General features: G+C 55.0%; 16 protein-coding genes. 12 read left to right on the top strand and 4 right to left on the bottom strand.

Annotated elements, in window-relative coordinates:
- Positions 1-80 precede the first annotated feature (80 nt).
- Positions 81-1,466 carry a PQQ-dependent sugar dehydrogenase gene (locus RBB77_RS14500; RefSeq protein WP_353062459.1) on the top strand — a complete coding sequence of 462 codons (1,386 nt, stop codon included), beginning with the start codon at positions 81-83 and terminating at the stop codon, positions 1,464-1,466.
- A 49-nt stretch (positions 1,467-1,515) separates the two neighbouring features.
- The gene (locus RBB77_RS14495; RefSeq protein WP_353062458.1) at positions 1,516-1,974 is read left to right on the top strand and encodes a cupin domain-containing protein; all 459 of its coding nucleotides are present in this window, start codon (positions 1,516-1,518) and stop codon (positions 1,972-1,974) included.
- A gap of 8 nt (positions 1,975-1,982) precedes the next feature.
- On the opposite strand, the gene RBB77_RS14490 is transcribed toward RBB77_RS14495, so the two are convergent.
- Positions 1,983-2,930: a cupin gene (locus tag RBB77_RS14490; RefSeq protein WP_353062457.1), complete on the bottom strand. Its 948-nt coding sequence runs from the start codon at positions 2,928-2,930 to the stop codon at positions 1,983-1,985.
- 156 nt (positions 2,931-3,086) lie between these two features.
- Here RBB77_RS14490 and RBB77_RS14485 point away from each other — a divergent pair, with 156 nt between their 5' ends.
- Both RBB77_RS14485 and RBB77_RS14480 read left to right on the top strand, forming a co-directional pair.
- Positions 3,087-3,980, top strand: a complete 894-nt coding sequence (locus RBB77_RS14485) for a helix-turn-helix transcriptional regulator (protein ID WP_353062456.1) — start codon at positions 3,087-3,089, stop codon at positions 3,978-3,980.
- 131 nt (positions 3,981-4,111) lie between these two features.
- Positions 4,112-5,113, top strand: a complete 1,002-nt coding sequence (locus RBB77_RS14480; RefSeq protein ID WP_353062455.1) for an SDR family NAD(P)-dependent oxidoreductase — start codon at positions 4,112-4,114, stop codon at positions 5,111-5,113.
- Between the two features lie 602 nt (positions 5,114-5,715).
- Here the strand turns inward: RBB77_RS14480 and RBB77_RS14475 are convergent.
- From RBB77_RS14475 to RBB77_RS14465, 3 genes are read right to left on the bottom strand one after another with little or no spacing between them, the layout of a single operon-like run.
- Positions 5,716-6,174 carry a XapX domain-containing protein gene (locus tag RBB77_RS14475; protein WP_353062454.1) on the bottom strand — a complete coding sequence of 153 codons (459 nt, stop codon included), beginning with the start codon at positions 6,172-6,174 and terminating at the stop codon, positions 5,716-5,718.
- 29 nt (positions 6,175-6,203) lie between these two features.
- The gene (locus RBB77_RS14470) at positions 6,204-7,112 is read right to left on the bottom strand and encodes a SphA family protein (protein ID WP_353062453.1); all 909 of its coding nucleotides are present in this window, start codon (positions 7,110-7,112) and stop codon (positions 6,204-6,206) included.
- 9 nt (positions 7,113-7,121) lie between these two features.
- A complete protein-coding gene (locus tag RBB77_RS14465) occupies positions 7,122-7,697 on the bottom strand; it encodes an NADPH-dependent FMN reductase (RefSeq protein WP_353062452.1) in 576 nt (191 codons plus the stop codon).
- Positions 7,698-7,826: 129 nt separating this feature from the next.
- Here RBB77_RS14465 and RBB77_RS14460 point away from each other — a divergent pair, with 129 nt between their 5' ends.
- The 8 genes from RBB77_RS14460 (at position 7,827) to RBB77_RS14425 (ending at position 19,122) form a co-directional block, all read left to right on the top strand.
- Positions 7,827-8,762 carry a LysR family transcriptional regulator gene (locus tag RBB77_RS14460; RefSeq protein ID WP_353062450.1) on the top strand — a complete coding sequence of 312 codons (936 nt, stop codon included), beginning with the start codon at positions 7,827-7,829 and terminating at the stop codon, positions 8,760-8,762.
- Positions 8,763-8,802: 40 nt separating this feature from the next.
- A complete protein-coding gene (locus tag RBB77_RS14455; protein WP_353062449.1) occupies positions 8,803-8,937 on the top strand; it encodes a hypothetical protein in 135 nt (44 codons plus the stop codon).
- A gap of 425 nt (positions 8,938-9,362) precedes the next feature.
- Positions 9,363-9,818 (top strand): hypothetical protein, encoded by a 456-nt coding sequence (locus RBB77_RS14450; RefSeq protein WP_353062448.1) that lies wholly within the window; start codon positions 9,363-9,365, stop codon positions 9,816-9,818.
- A 260-nt stretch (positions 9,819-10,078) separates the two neighbouring features.
- On the top strand, positions 10,079-10,465 hold the full coding sequence (locus RBB77_RS14445) for a hypothetical protein (RefSeq protein ID WP_353062447.1): 387 nt from the start codon (positions 10,079-10,081) through the stop codon (positions 10,463-10,465).
- Positions 10,466-10,793: 328 nt separating this feature from the next.
- On the top strand, positions 10,794-13,157 hold the full coding sequence (bglX, locus tag RBB77_RS14440) for a beta-glucosidase BglX (RefSeq protein ID WP_353062446.1): 2,364 nt from the start codon (positions 10,794-10,796) through the stop codon (positions 13,155-13,157).
- 230 nt (positions 13,158-13,387) lie between these two features.
- Positions 13,388-15,574 carry a beta-glucosidase family protein gene (locus tag RBB77_RS14435; protein ID WP_353062445.1) on the top strand — a complete coding sequence of 729 codons (2,187 nt, stop codon included), beginning with the start codon at positions 13,388-13,390 and terminating at the stop codon, positions 15,572-15,574.
- A 44-nt stretch (positions 15,575-15,618) separates the two neighbouring features.
- A complete protein-coding gene (locus tag RBB77_RS14430) occupies positions 15,619-17,763 on the top strand; it encodes a glycoside hydrolase family 97 protein (protein ID WP_353062444.1) in 2,145 nt (714 codons plus the stop codon).
- Positions 17,764-18,033: 270 nt separating this feature from the next.
- Positions 18,034-19,122, top strand: coding sequence for a sugar kinase (locus tag RBB77_RS14425; RefSeq protein ID WP_353062443.1), 1,089 nt, complete (start codon positions 18,034-18,036; stop codon positions 19,120-19,122).
- Positions 19,123-19,127: the final 5 nt, after the last annotated feature.

Below are 19,127 nucleotides of genomic sequence, written 5' to 3'. Positions count from 1 at the left end.
GTCCCAAGAGCGTTAGGGGCGACTTGCTAAACCGCTGCATGATCGACTGTAGCCAAAATACGGATCTGGAGATGAGAATTATGAGACCTTCACGCTTCGCAAAGTTCCACGCATTAGCCCCTATCGCCTTCACCGCCCTACTTCCTTCTGCGCTCCATGCCCAGCAGACGATCACCGGTCAGGCCGCGTTTGCCGACTACACGCAGCAGAAGCCAGGCATCCGGCGAAAGATCACAGTGGCGGACCTGCCAGAGCCGAAGCCGTCTGAGTCTGTAGACAACGGTCCCACTCTCGTTCAAAGGCCAGATGGCGCGTGGCCCATCGCCCCAACCGGTTTTACGGTCCAGCTGTATGCGGGCGGCGACGCAGCCACACCTATGCAGCGGTCCGAAAACAAGAAAGAGATACACTCGCCTACCTCTGGCACCTTCGTGATGCCTCGCATCATCCACGCTGCACCCAATGGCGATCTCTTCGTAGCGGACTCGCAGGCCGGCTCTGTTCTGGTGCTGCGCGGCGTTACGGAGGCAGGTAAGGCAGCCACTATCAGCACCTACGCTACGGGTCTCGATCATCCCTTTGGCATTGCGTTTTATCCCGCGGGCGCGAATCCCCAATGGATCTACATAGGAAACGCAACGACCGTGGTTCGATTCTCCTACAAGTCCGGCGATCTTAAGGCCGCCCACGCGCCCGAGACAATCGTGCCTGATCTTCCTGGCTACGCTCAACTTCGTGGTGGCGGCCATTGGACGCGAGACGTCGTCTTCTCTGCCGACGGAAAGCATATGCTGGTGTCTGTGGGAAGTGGATCGAATGCAGACGATCCCGACACCCATCCTGGAGAGTTCCATCGGGCGGATGTCCTTGAGTACACCCCTGAGGGAAAATTTGTCGAGGTGTACGCCTACGGTATTCGTAACTGTGTCGGTGAGGCGGTCAACTCTATTACGGGTCAGCTCTGGTGTTCGACAAATGAACGTGACGCCCTGGGGAACAATCTTGTTCCAGACTATGTGACTTCAGTCAAAGAAGGCGGCTTCTATGGCTGGCCCTGGTTCTATATGGGAGGGCATCAGGACCCACGACTTATGGGCACTCATCCTGAACTCAAATCCAAAGTCATTACGCCAGATGTACTGGTTCAACCTCATATGGCATCGCTAGGAATGACGTTTTACCCTACCAGTCAATCCATGTTCCCATCCCAATACGACGGTGACGGATTCGCATCTGAACACGGGTCGTGGAATCGTGCGAATCGCGGAGGCTACGAGGTGATCCGGATTCCCATGAAGGACGGCAGAGCCACCGGCGAATACGAGGATTTTCTTACCGGCTTTGTCACTGCGGATGGGCAGGTCTGGGGCCGGCCGGTGGGAGTCGCCGTGGGGCATGATGGCGCTCTCTACGTTACAGATGACGGCTCTCGCAGCGTTTGGCGCGTGTCTTATACCGGCAAATAGCGAGACCATGCTGAGTTTAGAACAGGCAATCCAGAGGGAGATGACCGACATGATTTCTAAATACCGCACCATTGGAATTACTGCCGTCACCATAGCATCGCTGACGGCCGTACTCGCTCAAACCGGCGCGAATAGTGTTGCAAGCGGTAAACGCGAGATCCTATTGCAAACGACCGAATCATGGAACGGCAAGCCGTACACACACTACCCGACGGGTCAGCCACAACTCACGACGATCAAGCTAACCATAGCACCACACACTGCCCTGCCATGGCACACGCATCCATTCCCAAATGTCGTTTACGTGCTTTCAGGCACGCTTACGCTGCATGACAAGGCGACCGGCAAGACGCTGGTTGTTCATCAGGGACAAGCGGTAGGCGAGTCAGTGGACGATGTGCATCGGGGCGAGTCGGGTGACGAACCCACCATTCTCCTCATCACCTATGCGGGCACCCCAGGCGTTCCAACCTCAGTCCCTGCAAAGGGCGAGAAGGCCGAATACTGAACAAGGGATCAGTCTTCGAGATAGAACTGGATGTCCAGGGTGCGCAGGTAGGAATGCAAACCGGCATCCTGGATTGGCATCACATAGGCGTCGGCACCAGACTCGTTGACGTGCTCATGCCAGTAGCCGGCTGGTGTTACGAACGCAGCACCCTTCACCCAGTCCACGCGGATAGCGTCTTTGATAGAGCCGTCCGGATTCAGTTCTGGTCCGATCAGGGTGTATACGCCGGGCTTGGCTTCTACCGCGAAATCGAGCGCAACGGACTGATGACGGTGCGGGAGCTGCCGCGTACCTGGAGGCACAATGCCGAACATGGACCATAACGTATGTGTGATGGTGAGCGTCTGGCCGAAGTTTTTGTTTGCCAGCAGCACGCTGACACGGCTGCGCTTGCCTGCGTTTGGATCGTTCTTGGCCCTCTCCAACTCGGTCATGATCATGACACGCGTGTACAGCGTCGGCTGGAAGCGGTTCCTTGACTTTTCCACACCAAGATACGCGAGCAGAGGAGAGTCGTTGACCATGTAGAAAGCAGTGTCCGCGTCAGCATGGTGCACTGCAGCAGCTACGCCGGGCAACGCAAAGATGTCGCCTTCGTTCCACTCGATGGCGCCCTGCTGGATTTCGGTATGGCCCTTGCCTTTGATGACGTAGAAGAACTCGCTGGTGGCATCAGCTGAAGTGGTGATCGACTCGCCAGACTTGATGCGAACGAAGCTTGCCAGCACACTAGGGCCCGTCACAGGATAGTCGGTCTTCAACTCTTCGCTCAGATCGAGTGGAACAACACGTGTCTCGCCGGAAGCATACAGTTCAGGCGAGAACGTCTTGACTGGGATGCGCGGCGTCGCTCCAGAAGAGATTGGGTCAGCTGCTTTACTGTACTCAAAGATCTCGGCACCCTCCGTGAGAGCAATAGTCGGGATCACCTTTTCGGTAGTTGCGTTGTTCATGTGTTCTCCTTTTGCACGAGGTGCAGTCGTTGATTACATCGGGCAATCTCAGATATAGTCTGGCTGCCGCCGAGTGATCCTGTATCTTTGATTTCCACGGGTCTTTTGGATTCTTTAGACTGGGATCATCCGGCGGGTTAGGAGCCGATCGAACGCGTGACACAGTTATCGCAGGAACGAATGATTCTGGTTGGAGCGAACGAACCGCTCCCCGAGGATCATTTTTGGTTTGATGGAGACGGCTTTAGCGTTTACGCGGCCAAACAGCCGCGCAGTACGTGGCAGGAGCATGTGCACGACTGCTTGCAGGTAACCGTAGGCCTTGAGCCTGCGCATATGCATGCGGAGTGGCGTGCAACGGGGATGCTTCGCCAAAGCAAGGAATTTATCGGGAACGCAGTCAGCGTGATCCCCGCGCGTATTCCGCACAAGACACTCTGGCAGCGGCGGGCAACGTTGATTCACATCTACATTCGTGAGGAGTTTCTGCTACGTCTTGCCTCAGATGTCTTGCAGCAGGACTCTTTGGAGCTTCAGCCTACCTATCTGGTCCGAGATTTGTTGATTGAGGAACTCGCTCGTTCGCTTTATCTCGAGTCAGTCGATGGTCATCTAAATGCTGCGGTGGCGAGCGCAGCAGTCACGACGCTCTGCGTGCGGATACTCCGTGCCTACAGCGTACGAGAGGGCGAGGCGGCTTATGCGACAGGAGGTTTGGGGCCCGCCCGCGAACATCGCGTGCGGGAGTACATCGAAGCGGACCTAGAACGCGATCTCTCCATTCAGTCGCTTGCAGACGTAGCTGGATTGAGCCCGCAACACTTCGCGGTCCTATTTCGCGAGTCCACCGGATTCACACCGCATCAATACGTCAATCATCGCCGCATCGCCTGCGCACAGGAACTTCTGAAGAAAGGTGATGTACCGCTCATTGAGGTATCGATGCAATGTGGCTTCTCAAGCCAGAGCCAGTTCATCACGACGTTTCGCAAGCTGGTAGGCATGACGCCAGGGCGCTTCCGGTCATCACTCACCGCTTCTCACTCGTAGTTCTTATACGCGGCCATCGTCCGTGGGAAGCGTTGCAAGTACACCTCAAGAATCCAGAATTACGCGCTTTTCGAGAAAGCTAAGCAGTCTCTGCTCGTCCAAACTGTTAATGAAGAACAGTGGAGGCGCTTATGCAATCAGATGAAAAACAAGGGTCGGTTAAGGCAAACGTATCTCGCAGATTTTTTCTGGCAGGCGGGTCAGCAGCGCTGAGCGCGGTTTCACTAACAGGAAATATGGAGGGGCAGATGGCACAGGCGAAGACAGAGCCTTGGGGACGCATTCTCAATGGCAGAGTGGCTGTAGTGACTGGAGCGGCACGCGGGATTGGACGCGCTGCGGCGGTAGCCTTGGCGCATAGCGGAGCTAACGTGGTTGGAATCGATATCTGTGCCGTTGTCGATCCGCGTTCGGGAGTGGAGCCAGCAAGTCGTGCTGAACTCGATCAGACTGGTGAAATGGTTAGGAGCGAAGGAGTTCAGTGGAGGAGCTTTGTGCTGGACCAGCGCGACCTTCCCGCACTGCGCATAGCCGCAGACAAGATCAACGCTGAGTTTGGCCACATTGACATCTTGTTCGCCAATGCTGGTATCCAGGCGTTCCGTCCGTTACTTCTGATGGAAGACGCCGATTGGCACATCCAGATCGATGTCAATCTGACGGGCACAGCCAATGCTCTTCGTGCCTTTGCGCCGTATATGGTGCAGCAGGCACACGGCCGGATCATCATGACTACATCAACTCAGGGGCGACATGGCACGTTGAACGGTTCCGCTTATTCGGCATCGAAATGGGGCATCATTGGCTTGATGAAGTCTGCAGCGATGGAACTGGGGCCGCATGGCGTCACCGTGAACTGCCTTGTGCCAGGACTCATCGATACGCCGCTCACGCGCCATGAGGAACGATATGAGCAAGCTTTGCAGGTGGCGGGGCGCACGCCATCGGGCGACAAAGCCTTGGATGAAGAAGCGGCTCGTAAGGTGCTGCAGAGCAAATCAATTCTGGGTGTGCCGTGGATCGATCCGTCAGAGATGGCCCCAGTCGTCGTGTTCCTTGCGTCTGACGCGGCGCGAATGGTTTCAGGCGCAACCTACGATGTAACCGGCGGTGACAGTGCCAACAACGTCTAGTCTCAGGCAGTTGACCGATAGAGTTGCATCCTGGCAATATGCCAATTTAGCCGGGCGTCCTCCGAGTGGCTGGCTTGCCGGGAACTACTTCATTCTTGGATTGCGCCGACAAACAGATTAGTTGAACCTCGCACTCGTAAGCCTCTAAAAATCGCGATTGTCTCGATATTTTATTGGTGCCCATTCATCGGCAATTTGGAAGATTGCCTTGTCCGAAGAACGCAATAGAGGCCGCTATCCTGCGGATCGGCGACACCACCGCAGCCGAGGCCAGCCAACACAGAACGCCCGTGGCACCGAGCACCAGAAAATAGTACGGTAGAAACGTCCAAATCTGCAGACGGCTAGGCTGGCCCACTGCTGCAAACCAATACCGGCCGTCCTCGGATCGTTGCGCTGCGATCGAATGGCCATTGGTCCGGATGCGCCATTTGGACGCTGGATAAGGCGGCAGCAGCTCTGCCTTACTACCGCCGCCTACGAGATCGATACCTATCTAATTAGTCTCTGCTTCTTAGAGCAAGCAGAGACACCCAATAAGCAAAAATTCAAGTAGGAATGGCCAGTCATGTTTCTTCATGTCATGATTTCTCGTCAGTCGGCTAAGTATGCTTTTTCTCGCTAACTACAGAATTTGTTCTGGAGATCAAAGTGTGAGTAGTCGGAGCCTTGGAGCTGTGAGCGTCTTCAGAGGCGCGTAGCTGCTCATTCGTAAGTAGCAGATCGGCAATGATGAGTTGCAGAGCTTCGGATTTCTGCCGCCAGAATGTGGTATCCGCTTCAGGCTCTGGAATTGCTGGGGGCTCGTGGGAGAGGACCTCCTGGTTGTGCGTTGCCAATTCAGCCGTCGCCAATTCAGCTGTTGCGCACGTCGATACAGAGGCAGTTGCTGAAGGTGAGGGATTGCGCTTCAGAAAGCGGTCTGCTGAAACATAGCCAGTACTCATCGCTACGATCAGGAGAGCACCCATGATCGCTTGAGGGGCCAGAGATGGAACTCCGGTCCACCTCGAAGCTGCACCGATAACGAATGCGACAATGAACGCGATCAGGATTCTCATCTACTCCTCCTCGAAGCACTACGTTTCGTTCAGAAAACCTTCTCCACCCTCAGTACGATCTTGTTCCCCTCAGGCCGATTCTTCACGTCGAACTCGTGATAACCGTTCGCATAGAAGGACCATCTACCTGAATTCCAGACCATGCCCGGGCCTATCGCCCCTACTTGCTCCGGAGAGTTTCGAAGCGAGACGCCATTATCACGGCCATCCGTGATCTGTCGGAGGTAGTAGGCGTTTGGTCCGATCCAGAGGTGTTTGCCAAAGTTGTACGCAGTCGTGGCATTGAAATGGATCGCCTGTCCTGCCTGTGTCGATTGAGCACCTGTTGCGAATGGTGGGCTGTCATTCGTCGAATTCCATAGATAGTGAACTCGCCAGCTAGTCTCGACACGCTTAGCTGGGAATGCGGTAATCGCGTAATACGGATGAACGGTGAATGTATTAGCGCCGATATTCACAGCGGAAGATTGTGTGTAAGCGCCGGTGGGTAGATCAAAGTCGAAGACGACCCGCTGATCGATAGGAATATTGCCGATCTTTTGCTCACTCCATTGAAGGATGAACGGAGAGACCGTGAACGCTCCCAAACCACCGGACTGTCCCGCGCTGCCGGCGTTAACGTGTGCGGCAGCCGCCACTACTTCGGTCCCGTACCAACCGCCCAGAATCGTCTTATGAGTAAGCCATGCAATGTGAGTCAGTTCGCTGATGTTGTTAACAGTGCCAGTTCCCGAAATCGGATTTCCGGAGCCGTCTACGATTGTTCCTTCATGTGCTCCGTCTCCAATCTCTTCAATGACCACACCCGGTCCGGCGACCCCGTCGAGGAAACTGGTATCACCCAGATTCACAGCCGGTTCAGCAACGTGCGTCTGTGCGACGAGCGAAGTTGAAGAGAGGAGGATCAATGAAAGAGCGCGTTGGAGCGGCTTGAGCATGATTTTTTCTTATGCGTAAACGAGACGACGACTCAGAATTTCTTCACGAAGCCTATCGAGCGAGCGCAGCATGAAGGCCAGCCCGTTCTCGTCCTGATACACATCCTCAGCGAGCATCGCGTGCACACCACCGACAACGACCTCTGGTCCCATCACGAGGTGCGCATGCATGGAGATCAGCGCCTCTCGCAGCTGGTACTGGGCCCGGACGCCACCCGTGAATGCCTTGGACGAACTAATGATCGAAACGGGCTTGTTCTTGAAGCACGACTCGAAGACCGGACGTGAGGCCCAGTCAAGTGCATTCTTCAGAACACCGGGCACGCCGTGGTTATATTCAGGCGTTGCGATCAGGACGCCGTCGTTCTCCGCGATGACTTTCTTGAACGCGGCAACCGAGGGAATCTCGGGATTCTGATCAAGATCCTCGTTATAGAGAGGAATGTCTTCCAAAGTCACCACTCGAATATCGATGGAAGGCGCTGCCCTCTTCGCCAGTATCTTCAGCAATGACGTGCTGAAAGATGCTTTGCGGAGGCTTCCCGAAATACCAACAACTCGAACTGTTTCTTCCGTGCTGACCATGTCGTTCTCCTCATCTGTGGTCGCATCAAAGCGCCCACATTTACGAGGCTAGGCCTCTTTTTTTCATGTGTGTAACGAAAGATTCGCATAACATATATCTTCGATTATGATGAATTGACGGAGATCATAATGGAGATACGACACCTGCGACACTTCATTGCTTTGGCGGAAGAAGGTAAGTTTACGTCTGCCGCTCAGCGCATGAACATTGTTCAATCGGGGCTGTCCGTCTCCATTAAAGAGCTCGAACAGGAACTCGGAAGCCAACTGTTTACGCGCACGACTCGCAAAGTCTCATTGACAGCAGCTGGGGAACTCTTTCTAGAGCATGCGCGTGGTTGTCTCGCTTTGCTGAATGATGGAGTCCAGGCAGTTCGGTCGCAGGATGGTGTCGTCAGAGGCCGTCTGCATCTCGGCATTCTGCAAAGTCTGACACCTTACGTGCCGCTTGCCACGTTGCTGCAACGATTCCACTCGTCGTTCCCACAAGTCGAATTCGGAGTTCGCGCTCTCTCTACAGAGACAGCTCCTGCCCTGGTGCGTTCAGCGTATGTCGATCTGAGTTTCCAGGCGATCATCGGCAAAGAGCGATGGCCCGGAGTCCAGGTCATTCCTTACGCGCAAGACTCGCTCGTTGCGATCTGCTCGAGCAAGCATGTGTTAGCAAAGAGTAGCAGCGTTCGACTCGAAATGCTCCGCCATGAGAGCTTCGTGGATCTCACGCCCGAGAGGGCTCTGCGGAAGCTGGTTGACCAGGTTTTCACCCAGCACCATTTAATGAGATCGAGCGTATATCAAGTAAGCGACATTGAGACGCAACTTCATTTCGTTGCGCATGGTCTTGGCGTCGCAATAGTACCGTCAGCACTTGCTCGTTCAGCCACTGCATCACATCATCTTCATACGCTGCGAATCCTGAGTCCGACTCCAAAACTTCCTAAATGGCGAATCGCGATTTTGACACGGCCAAAGCGGAACGACTTTCCTCGGAAGACAACGGTTGAACTCTTTCTGGATACCCTTGCAGAACTTTCACGGATGCCGAAGCCCACTGACGATACATAAGGGTTGTGTCAACCGAATTGAGCGGGCGAGGATACGTGAGATGCCAGGCAAGAGCATCGACGGCAAGCTTGGCTTCGATTCGCGAGCGGTGTTGCGGTCCAGTGAAAAATCGACGCAACAACAACCGCCATTTCAGCGACGCAACACTTATCTCGATAATAAGACACTCTGGTAATTTTGGCTTTGTTGCTTTTGGGCGGGATTGTCGGAAACCGAAGCCATTGAGAATACACAGGAAGCGCTGCGAAGTGGTCCGACGCAAACTTGCTAAAAAAGACGACATTTCGGGCGATGAGGCAGGCGGGGCGACCACCACCAATAATAGCTTCGGTGTCTTCAAGGACTTTGATTCCACTCCGAGGACGTGTTCGAATCCCCCCATGCCGCCCCCTAGTGAAACCGAGAGCAATATGTGGGCGCAAGAACAGAAAGACCACGACCGCGCAATGCGTAAGCATAACGACGCCATGATGCGTCGGTTCACATTCTTCGGTCTCATCTTAACCGGTCTCACCATCACCATCTCAATATGGGCCGTTGTGGACAGTGGAAAGAACGCAGAGAAAACAATTGCCGCTCAGGTTCAGGCCATGCAGCTTGATGAACGCCCTTACATCCGCACCGAATTTGATGGCATGGGAGAGGAAACTCTCCGTCAAAACGGGACCTCAAGTCAGTCCGGTCGATGGGTTTATCGACGTCACTCCGCATGTCCGTCTTAAACCATTTGGCCGCTCACCTGCCGTTAGTATCGACGTCGTCGTGAAGTGCGTTATTGATTCCATGCCGCCACCGCTACCCGCCCCGTCCGATGATGATGTCCGGCTCGCATTTTTGACGGCAGGAGATGACGCTTTTGTCTATTGCAGAGGCCATTTGCTCGATGATGGCGCCAATCACATAATTTCGATTACCGGCTTGATTATCTACCACGACTACGCAAAGAACGAGTACCGTCCTCCGTTTTGCTACTACTACAGTTACGACCCGCGCGCTAAGGAAGCCTTTGAGAAGAAGCGAGTAGGTGGTTGCCCTTTGAGAGCCGATTTCAAATAGCCTTGAGAACTCATCCCAAAACAAGAACAATTCGTTTCGTTCCTGCAAAACGGGGTTTTGAGCAGTTCGAAAATCCGCATCACGCGTGATGCGACGATCAGCTCTAAGAACCAGGAAAGGCGCTAGACGGTAGTGACGCCCTTGAGCAACAAACGAAAGTGCGGCAACGCGAGACTTATGTCCCCCTCGTCCAGAACGATGCTCAAATCATGTGCTGCGATGCAGTTCCCGCTCTGTGTCGAGAGCATGTGGATTGAACAATGTTCTCCCCGATCCGTGTCCTACCCTCCCCAACCTTCGCCCGAAGGTTTCCTCCCTTGTTCGGCTGGTTCACAGGTACTACGGCACAGTCCGACTTCTCCAGCACGTGCATGTCCGCCGTTCAGTTTATGGCCATCCTTCATGACCTCCGCCGAACTGCCGCACTGAACCTCCGCCGTGCCGGAATCTCCGAAACAGTAATTATGAAAATCGGCGACTGGCGCACTCGGAGCGTATTGGAGCGCTATGCAATCGTGAGCCGGGGTGACATCGTAGACGCCATGCAGGAACTTCAAATCAACCAGCAAGAATCACAGATAAGACACGAAATTGGTTACGCTGCCCAAGCGAATCACATTGACACCGCACCCAAGAGCATCAATTAAACTAGTGGTTTCTATGGTGCCAGAAGTGGGACGTAACCCCCACGTCCGATTAAGGTCTGCGGATTTCAATTCCCGCTTCAACCGATTGGCATGGAAACGCAATGCGAAGCGCCGCGGCCTAGGATGAACGCATCCAGGAGACCTCGAAAGCGAAATTTCGCGGCGCGGTTTCGTTCCGGTGGCGACAGAACGAGCCGAAAGCAGGTAGCTCGGCCTCACGAGCATCTGTGGGGCCGACCACACATGAACGTCTCCGCCACCGCGATGAATCTTAAGAATTCTTAAGGAAATTGTCTGGCTTGTCTCGCGGCGGGTACTATGGCTGTCTATGAAACCCCACCCCACTGTCGCAAAGTCTTCCCCGACGCTGCATGGACGAAATCGAGGCGCGTTTCAGCGCAAGCTGCTGGCCGGTTGCACAACAATCAGTATGATCTTTCCGTCTACAATTCTGCAGCGGGGCTTCGCTCAGGAGGCGAAAAACACGAAGCCTTCGGTCCAGGATGCGGCGGTGAGACAACGTGCGGATGCTCTGCTTCAACAGATGACTCCAGAGGAGAAAGCTGGCCAGTTGAGTCAACTATTTCTCTTCACGAAGCCTGACGCGACGATGGAGAGCCGGATCGCAAAGGGTCAAGTCGGTTCCCTGCTGTTTGTGACAGACCCGAGTGTGATCAATCATCTGCAGCACGTTGCAGTGGAGCAGAGCCGTCTTCATATTCCTTTGATCTTCGGCTTCGATGTCATTCATGGCCTCCAAACTATTTTTCCCGTCCCGATCGCTATGGCAGCGTCGTGGGATCCGGACACCATAGAACGGGCGCAGGCTGCAGCGGCAAAGGAAGCGCGCGCTGTGGGGATTGACTGGGCGTTCGCACCGATGGTGGACATAGCGCGAGATCCGAGATGGGGTCGCATTGTCGAGGGCGCGGGAGCGGATCCTTACCTGGGGAGCGCCGTCGCTGCGGCTCAAGTTCGGGGCTTTCAGGGAGCGTACATCGGAGCCCCGGACCACATCGTGGCTTGCGCAAAGCATTTTGCGGGGTATGGGGCTGCAGAGGGAGGCCGCGACTACGACTCTGTTGACCTTTCCGACGCACAGCTTCGCAATGTCTATCTGCCCCCCTTTAAGAGCGCCGTGGACGCCGGTGTCGGCACGATCATGAGCGCTTACATGGACCTGAACGGCGTTCCGGCAACTGGAAATCGCTGGCTACTGCACGACGTTCTACGGGACGAATGGAAGTTTGGCGGCTTCGTCGTAAGTGACGCGGACGCGGTGAACAACTTACAGACCCATGGGTTTGCTGCAGACAAAGCAGATGCCGCAATGCGTGCATTCACGGCAGGCGTAAATATGGAGATGGCGTTGAACAAGGACGCCTATGACAATCTGCCAGCGGCGTACAAGGCAGGCAAGATCAACAGCGAACAACTAGACGCCGCTGTCCGCCCCATTCTCGAAACGAAGATCCGTCTTGGCTTGTTCGAAAACCCCTACGTAGATGAGGCCAGGGCCGCGCAGGTTCTCGGTGCCACGGAGCAAAAACAAGAGTCGCTTCGGGCGGCTGAACGTTCTGCCGTTCTTTTGCGAAACGAGCACGCGCTCTTGCCGTTGCAGGGTTCCGGTAACAGAAATATCGCCGTCATAGGTCCACTGGCTGACTCAAAGCGGGATATCACCGGCCCATGGGTGTTCGTGAACAAGGAACAGGAGAGTGTTTCAGTCCTGGAAGGTCTGAAGCAGATCGCTCCACAGGGGACGCAGTTCACCTATTCCCAAGGTGTGCAGATTTCGCGCAAGTTCCCTTCCATGTTTGATGCGATCTTTGGTGGAGATAAGACCCCAGTATGGACAGAAGCTGAGCAGAAGCAGGAGTTCGACAAAGCAGTTCAAACGGCGCGCAGCGCTGACGTAGTGGTGATGGTTCTGGGTGAGAGGCAGAACATGGATGGTGAAGCGGCCTCTCGCTCATCGCTCGAACTACCGGGGCGTCAGCAGGAGCTACTGGAAGCGGTCGCTGCCACGGGTAAGCCGGTCGTGTTGGTTATGATGAGCGCACGTCCTCTGGAACTGAGGTGGGCGAGCAAGAATATTCCTGCCATCCTTGACGTATGGTATCCCGGAACGGAGGGTGGCATTGCGATCGCCAATCTACTGTATGGCAAGGCTGTTCCGGCTGGGAAGCTGCCATACGATTGGCCGCGCGATGTCGGGCAGGTGCCCATCTTCTATTCGCATGACGTCACTCATCAACCAGAGAAACAAGGCACTCGGTACTGGAATGAGGAAAGCACACCACTGTTCCCCTTCGGCTATGGGCTGAGCTATACGAACTTCCAGTTCTCTAACCTGCATATCAACCATGACCAAATTCACAGAGGCGAGGGTCTGGACGTTGCGGTCGATGTACGGAACAGCGGTACTGTCACGGCCGATGAGGTTGCACAGTTGTACTTACATCAGCAATCAGGAACCAGTTCCCGCCCAGTCCGTGAGCTGAAGGGCTTCCATCGGGTCACGGTTGCTCCGGGAGAGACACAGACCGTGCACTTCAACTTAGACACAGCCGACCTTACATACTGGAGCGCCGCCACTCGTTCGTGGGTGCAGGACGATACCCGCTTTGACCTATGGGTGGGAGATGACTCTAACGCATCGTTACATAGCGGTTTCACCGTGGCTCCGTAGATTGGCCACAGCTACAAGGGCCGGCATGCCTTCACTCCATTTGGTTGATGAGAGATGCACCGACGCACTCCGTGCACCTCTCATCTAAATGGCTCCGCAAACAGGAGAGTATTTCAGATTTGTCTGCTCGGGGAATCCATATTGAAAGCCGGGCCGTGAAGAGCCTTAGCTGAACGATTAATTGCTTTGCCGCCTCTCTCAGGCATCACCAAAGGCTGGAAAGGGTTCCGATGTATTTGTTTAATCTCAAGTTCGCAGCGATATTGCTCTATTTTGGCTGTACAACCGTTCAAAGTGTTTACGGCCAAACAAGCACTCCCGCTGATGCGCAAGTGCAAGCAAGAGCGAACTCGCTCCTGCAACAGATGTCACTGGACGAGAAGCTTCAGTTCATCGCGTCGAAGTACCCTTCAAACGCGAGTCCTGGCGGCGGTGCCGGATTTATACCCGGTATCCCAAGGCTCGGCATTCCAGACCTGAACATGGTTGATTCGGCAACGGGCTCCGGAAGCACCACACAGGCGAGTTCAACGTTTCCCGCAACGATCGCCCTTGCCGCGAGCTGGGAACCACAACTCTCTTACGACTACGGCGTTCAGGTCGCCAAACAGCTACGTGCTCAAGGGTTTGGAATGGGCCTTGGCGGCGGGGTCAATCTTACGCGTGAACCCAGGGCCGGTCGGACTTTTGAATATCTCGGAGAGGATCCCATCCTTGCTGGTGAACTGCTCGCTGCGCGGACGAACGGCACACAGAGCCAAAGGGTGATCGCGACAGCTAAGCACTTCGCCGGCAACGAACAAGAAACCAACCGAATGGGAGGCAACAGTCAGATTGATGAACGCACTCTGCGAGAACTCTACCTGTTGCCCTTCGAAATCGCGCTGGAGAAAAGCCACCCTCTCAGCTTCATGTGTGCTTATACCCGCCTGAACGGCGACTACGCTTGCGAGAACAAATTTATTCTCACCTCCGTCCTCAAAAACGAGTGGAAGTTCCAGGGAGAGGTCCAATCCGATTGGGGTGCCACGCATAGCACAGTAAAGGCGATTAATGCTGGCTTGGATGAGGAAGAAGGCAGCGACGCTGGCCCGGCTTTCCTTGCCCCTGTCCCGGTGAGATCCGTCTTGGTCAGCCGCGCCGTGTCGCAGGATCGTCTAGACGACATGGTCCGTCGGAAGCTCTATGTGCTGATCGCATCCGGAGTCATGGATGACGCTCCGAAAGGTGGAGGAACGATCGACTTTGTGGGAGCGAACTCCTTCGCACAATCAGTTGAGGAACAGTCAATTGTCTTGCTTCGTAATCAGAGCAACCAGCTTCCACTAAAGATCAACGCCCCGAAGCGGATTGCCGTAATTGGCGCGCATGCAGATGCCGCTGTAATGACTGGTGGCGGCTCGGCGGATACATTCCACCCTGTCACCGGCGCCTTTGCCGGTTGCGGTGGTCTTCGTTTCGCAAAGACAGATGGATGCGGCTGGTGGCGTAGTCCTTGGCTGAAGGTGGACGCTCCTTTGACCAAAGCGCTTCAGCAACTGTCACCGGCCTCGATTGTTTCCTTTGCGGGAAACAGAGATGAGAACGTGCCTTTTCGTGATTACACGCCAGACGAGATACGCGATGCGGTCACCCTCGCGCGTAACGCAGATGTTGCCATCGTTGTCGTGGCGCAACCAGCCGGAGAGGATTTCGGAGATCTCCAAAGTCTTAACCTTGCAAATCCATCGAATCAAAACCAGCTAGTAGAGGCAGTCGCGGATGTAAATCCGCACACAGTCGTTGTGATCGAAAGCGGCAACCCTGTTCTGATGCCTTGGAAGGAAAAGGTATCGGCTATTGTCGAAGCCTGGTATCCAGGCGAAGCTGGCGGCAAGGCGATTGCGAACGTGCTCTTTGGCAAGGTGAACCCGTCCGGCAAGCTCCCTATTAGCTTTCCAACGCATGATCAGAATTCGCCCACATGGGGCACAGATGGAGCCTTCGCCACTGACCCAATCTATACAGAGAAACTCGACATCGGCTACCGCTGGTACGACGTCCACAATATCAAGCCACTGTACGAGTTCGGTTATGGGCTCTCATACACACACTTTAGCTATTCCAATCTGTCCGTTGAGAAGACTGACGGACATGACATGGTAGCAAGGTTCTCAGTGAGCAATGACGGGCATGTCGCTGGAGCGGAAGTTGCTCAGGTCTACCTCGACATTAGCAGTCCGGGTGAACCGCCACGACGACTGGCGGGATGGTCAAAGGTCAGTCTGACACCAGGCGAAAAAAGAGAGGTGCGGGTTGTTATTCCGCCAAAGGCTTTGCGGGTCTGGAGCCTTGATGGCGACCGATGGGAGTTCGTAGTGCCCAGCAAAGTTGAGGTGGGTTCCTCTTCGCGTGACATCCGGCTTTCGTCTCAATAGCTCCGCAACAAACGACTAACGCTCTAAACAAAGTGAGAGGCCCTATGAAACAGTTCCCCATCTCAATCGTCCGCTTTCTCGGCAAAAGCGGCGCAACCCTGATGTTAGTGGGACTGCTGCTTGCCCGATTCGTGGCGCATGGACAGCAACTCATATCCCCTGACCACAGTCTGGCACTGACCTTCAGTCTCACGAGTCAGGGCGCGCCTATGTACGCTCTCACTTACAAGAGCAAAACTGTTCTGAAACCAAGCCTCATGGGCTTCGAGTTGGTGCAGGAAAAGCCACTCAATTCAGGGTTCTCGCTTCTGAAAGAGGACACCCGGAGCTTCGACGAAACCTGGACGCCTGTTTGGGCCGACGTCAGCCACATCCGTAACAACTATAACGAGTTCACCGTCACGTTACACCAGGCGGACACAGACCGCACGATGCTCATTCGGTTTAGGCTCTTCAACGATGGTCTCGGCTTTCGGTACGAGTTCCCAGAGCAGGCAAACCTGAAATACTTCGTCCTCAAGGACGAGGACACACAGTTTGCACTTGCAGGAGATCACAAAGCTTTCTGGTTGCCTGGTGATCTCGATACGGAAGAATACAGCACCGTCACTTCGAATTTATCGGAGGTCCGCGGCAAGATGAAGGAGGCGATCACGCCAAATGCCTCCCAGCATCCGATTGGACCGACAGCTCTTCAGACTCCGCTGATGATGAAGTCCAAAGACGGACTCTACATCAACATCCACGAGGCAGCACTGATCAACTACGCGGCGATGAGCGTCGTTTTGGACGACTCTAACTTCGTTTTGACCACCTATCTTACTCCGGACGCCCAAGGCAACAAGGGCCATCTACAGGTGCCGACGCAGACACCGTGGCGCACCATTCTCGTCAGTGACAAGGCTGGAGACATCCTCCTCTCGCACACCATTCTCAATCTGAACGACCCCACAAAGTTTCAGGACACAAGCTGGATCAAGCCGACCAAGTTTGTTGGGGTCTGGTGGGAAATGATCACTGGCAAGAGCACCTGGGCCTACTCCGACACAGACAACGTCCAACTCGGCGTGACCGACTACACCAAGTTGAAGCCCAATGGCCGGCATGGTGCAAATACTCAGAATGTTAAAAGATACATCGACTTCGCCGCTGCGAACGGGATTGGTGCCGTCCTGGCCGAAGGCTGGAACGTGGGCTGGGAAGACTGGTTTGGACATGAAAAAGACTATGTTTTCGATTTCCTCACGCCCTATCCGGATTTCGACGTGAAAGGCTTGCACGAGTACGCGGCATCAAAGGGCGTGAAGCTCATCATGCATCACGAGACCTCCGGTTCCACCCGGAACTACGAACGCTTCATGAATCCGGCATATCAGTTCATGGTCGATAACGGCTACGACACGGTGAAGAGCGGCTATGTGGGGAACATTCTGCCGCGAGGCGAGTTTCACTACGGACAGTGGACGGTAAATCATTTCCTCTATGCTGTGTCTACCGCCGCCAAGTATCACATCATGGTGGATGCTCACGAGTCAGTCCACATGACTGGTCTGTCTCGTACGTTTCCAAACCTGATGGCAGAGGAAGCGGCGCGAGGCACAGAGTACGAGGCCTTCGGAGGAAATAACCCAGACCACACGACAATACTTCCTTTTACGCGCTTGATGGGTGGTCCGATGGACTACACACCCGGCATCTTCGAGATGAAGGTCGAGAAGATAAATCCTAAGAATCACTCTTACGTTCACAGCACGCTGGCGAGGCAACTCGCTCTTTACGTGACAATGTACAGCCCGTTGCAGATGGTCGCCGATCTTCCCGAGAACTATGAGAAGCACATAGATGCTTTCCAGTTCATCAAGGATGTTCCGGTGCAATGGGATGACACGAAGGTCCTTGAAGCAGAGCCCGGTGATTACATCACCTACGCCCGCAAGGCAAAAGGGAGCGACAACTGGTTCGTCGGGAGGACCAACGATGAACTTGCTCGCGAATCGAGAATTTCTTTCGATTTCCTGGATCCTGGGAGGAAGTACATTGCAACCATATATGCAGATGCACCGGACGCAAACTACGAAACTAACCCTCAGGCGTACGTGATTCGCAAGTTGAACGTTACGAACACATCAACGCTAACTCAGAAATGCGCACCGGGTGGAGGTTACGCAATCAGCGTTGTCGCACAATAGCCAGTCGCGGGAGCAAGGCAAATTCTTGCTTTCGCGCCTTATTCGTAGCGCAACAAAACCCGCTAAAAGAGAGGGGGCAGAACTGTTTCAGGTTTCTCCGCCCATAACTACATTTAGAATTATGCGCATAACGTAACGCAAACATCCGGGAGCACCCACAATCAAACTTGTGGGCTCTTTGAGTTGTTGCATCGAACTCACTATCACAGGAACCATCGCAAAGATCAGGAGACTCCCATCGAAGCCAGGAACGTCGGTGCATCAGAAACGATGGAGTACCTTCCGCTCCGCGCGGCCGACGAGTGCCGGTGGGATCTTCTCTCTCTCGGTGAGGTCATGCTCCGCTTCGATCCCGGCGAAGGTCGCATCGTTGGCGCAAGAAGCTTTCGCGTCTGGGAGGGCGGCGGCGAATACAACGTGGCTCGCGGTTTGCGTCGCTGCTTTGGCATGCGCACTACCGTCGCCACCGCGCTTGTCGATAACCCCATCGGCCGTCTCGTCGAAGACCTGATCTTTCAAGGGGGCGTCGACACCTCCCATATCCGTTGGGACGCCTTCGACGGCGTCGGCTCCGCGTCGCGCAACGGCATTTACTTCCTTGAGCGCGGCTTTGGGGTTCGCCCGGGCACCGGCGTCATGGACCGGGGCCACACGGCCGTCTCCCAGCTACGGCCTGGACAGATCGACTGGGATGCCATCTTCGGCCACGAAGGTGTGCGCTGGTTTCACACCGGTGGCATCATGGCCGCGCTTAGCGAATCGTCCACCGAGGTTGTACGCGAAGCCATGGTTGCAGCCCGCCGGCACCACACCATCGTCAGCTTCGACGGCAACTACCGTCCGTCCCTCTGGAGATCGCGCGGCGGCCGCCAGGCTTCGATCGATGTGAATCGCTCTCTCCTCCCCCTGGTTGACGTCCTCTTCGGCCACGAGGGCGACATCGCCTCAGCCGTCGAAGAACACGCCCACCGTCCGGCATGGCACACCGTTGAAAGTTTTTATGCAATGTCCCAGCGCATCATCGCTGAGTTCCCTACCCTGAGGGTTGTCGCCACCACCGTCCGACACACCACCTCTGCAAACCGCAACGGGTGGAGCGCCTTCGCCTTCGCCCAAGATCACGTCGACCATGGATTGCGCTTCGATGACCTCGAGATACTGGACCGCGTCGGTGGAGGAGACTCCTTCGCTGCGGGCTTCATCTACGGCCTCCTCCAGCGCAAGAGCCTCACCTGGTCACTGAACTGCGGTATCGCTCACGGCGCCATTGCCATGACCACTCCCGGAGACTCCTCCATGTCCACACTTTCCGAGGTCGAAGCTCTGATGAGCGGAAAGCTCAAAGGCACGATCCGCTAGTATCG

Origin of the sequence: Tunturibacter psychrotolerans (assembly GCF_040359615.1) — a bacterium.
Lineage (GTDB): Bacteria > Acidobacteriota > Terriglobia > Terriglobales > Acidobacteriaceae > Edaphobacter > Edaphobacter psychrotolerans.
Note: the sequence above shows the minus strand (reverse complement) of the source record. Positions and strands in the feature narration are given on the sequence as shown.

What these genes read in the sequence shown, in the direction of transcription:
- RBB77_RS14495 (WP_353062458.1), top strand. Translation starts at nt 1,516, where the DNA reads ATGATTTCTAAATACCGCACCATTGGAATTACTGCCGTCACCATAGCA.
- RBB77_RS14425 (WP_353062443.1), top strand. Translation starts at nt 18,034, where the DNA reads ATGGAGTACCTTCCGCTCCGCGCGGCCGACGAGTGCCGGTGGGATCTT.
- RBB77_RS14500 (WP_353062459.1), top strand. Translation starts at nt 81, where the DNA reads ATGAGACCTTCACGCTTCGCAAAGTTCCACGCATTAGCCCCTATCGCC.
- bglX (WP_353062446.1), top strand. Translation starts at nt 10,794, where the DNA reads ATGAAACCCCACCCCACTGTCGCAAAGTCTTCCCCGACGCTGCATGGA.
- RBB77_RS14470 (WP_353062453.1), bottom strand. Translation starts at nt 7,112, where the DNA reads ATGCTCAAGCCGCTCCAACGCGCTCTTTCATTGATCCTCCTCTCTTCA.
- RBB77_RS14465 (WP_353062452.1), bottom strand. Translation starts at nt 7,697, where the DNA reads ATGGTCAGCACGGAAGAAACAGTTCGAGTTGTTGGTATTTCGGGAAGC.
- RBB77_RS14490 (WP_353062457.1), bottom strand. Translation starts at nt 2,930, where the DNA reads ATGAACAACGCAACTACCGAAAAGGTGATCCCGACTATTGCTCTCACG.
- RBB77_RS14430 (WP_353062444.1), top strand. Translation starts at nt 15,619, where the DNA reads ATGAAACAGTTCCCCATCTCAATCGTCCGCTTTCTCGGCAAAAGCGGC.
- RBB77_RS14435 (WP_353062445.1), top strand. Translation starts at nt 13,388, where the DNA reads ATGTATTTGTTTAATCTCAAGTTCGCAGCGATATTGCTCTATTTTGGC.
- RBB77_RS14445 (WP_353062447.1), top strand. Translation starts at nt 10,079, where the DNA reads ATGTTCTCCCCGATCCGTGTCCTACCCTCCCCAACCTTCGCCCGAAGG.
- RBB77_RS14455 (WP_353062449.1), top strand. Translation starts at nt 8,803, where the DNA reads ATGCCAGGCAAGAGCATCGACGGCAAGCTTGGCTTCGATTCGCGAGCG.
- RBB77_RS14460 (WP_353062450.1), top strand. Translation starts at nt 7,827, where the DNA reads ATGGAGATACGACACCTGCGACACTTCATTGCTTTGGCGGAAGAAGGT.
- RBB77_RS14450 (WP_353062448.1), top strand. Translation starts at nt 9,363, where the DNA reads ATGAACGCCCTTACATCCGCACCGAATTTGATGGCATGGGAGAGGAAA.
- RBB77_RS14475 (WP_353062454.1), bottom strand. Translation starts at nt 6,174, where the DNA reads ATGAGAATCCTGATCGCGTTCATTGTCGCATTCGTTATCGGTGCAGCT.
- RBB77_RS14480 (WP_353062455.1), top strand. Translation starts at nt 4,112, where the DNA reads ATGCAATCAGATGAAAAACAAGGGTCGGTTAAGGCAAACGTATCTCGC.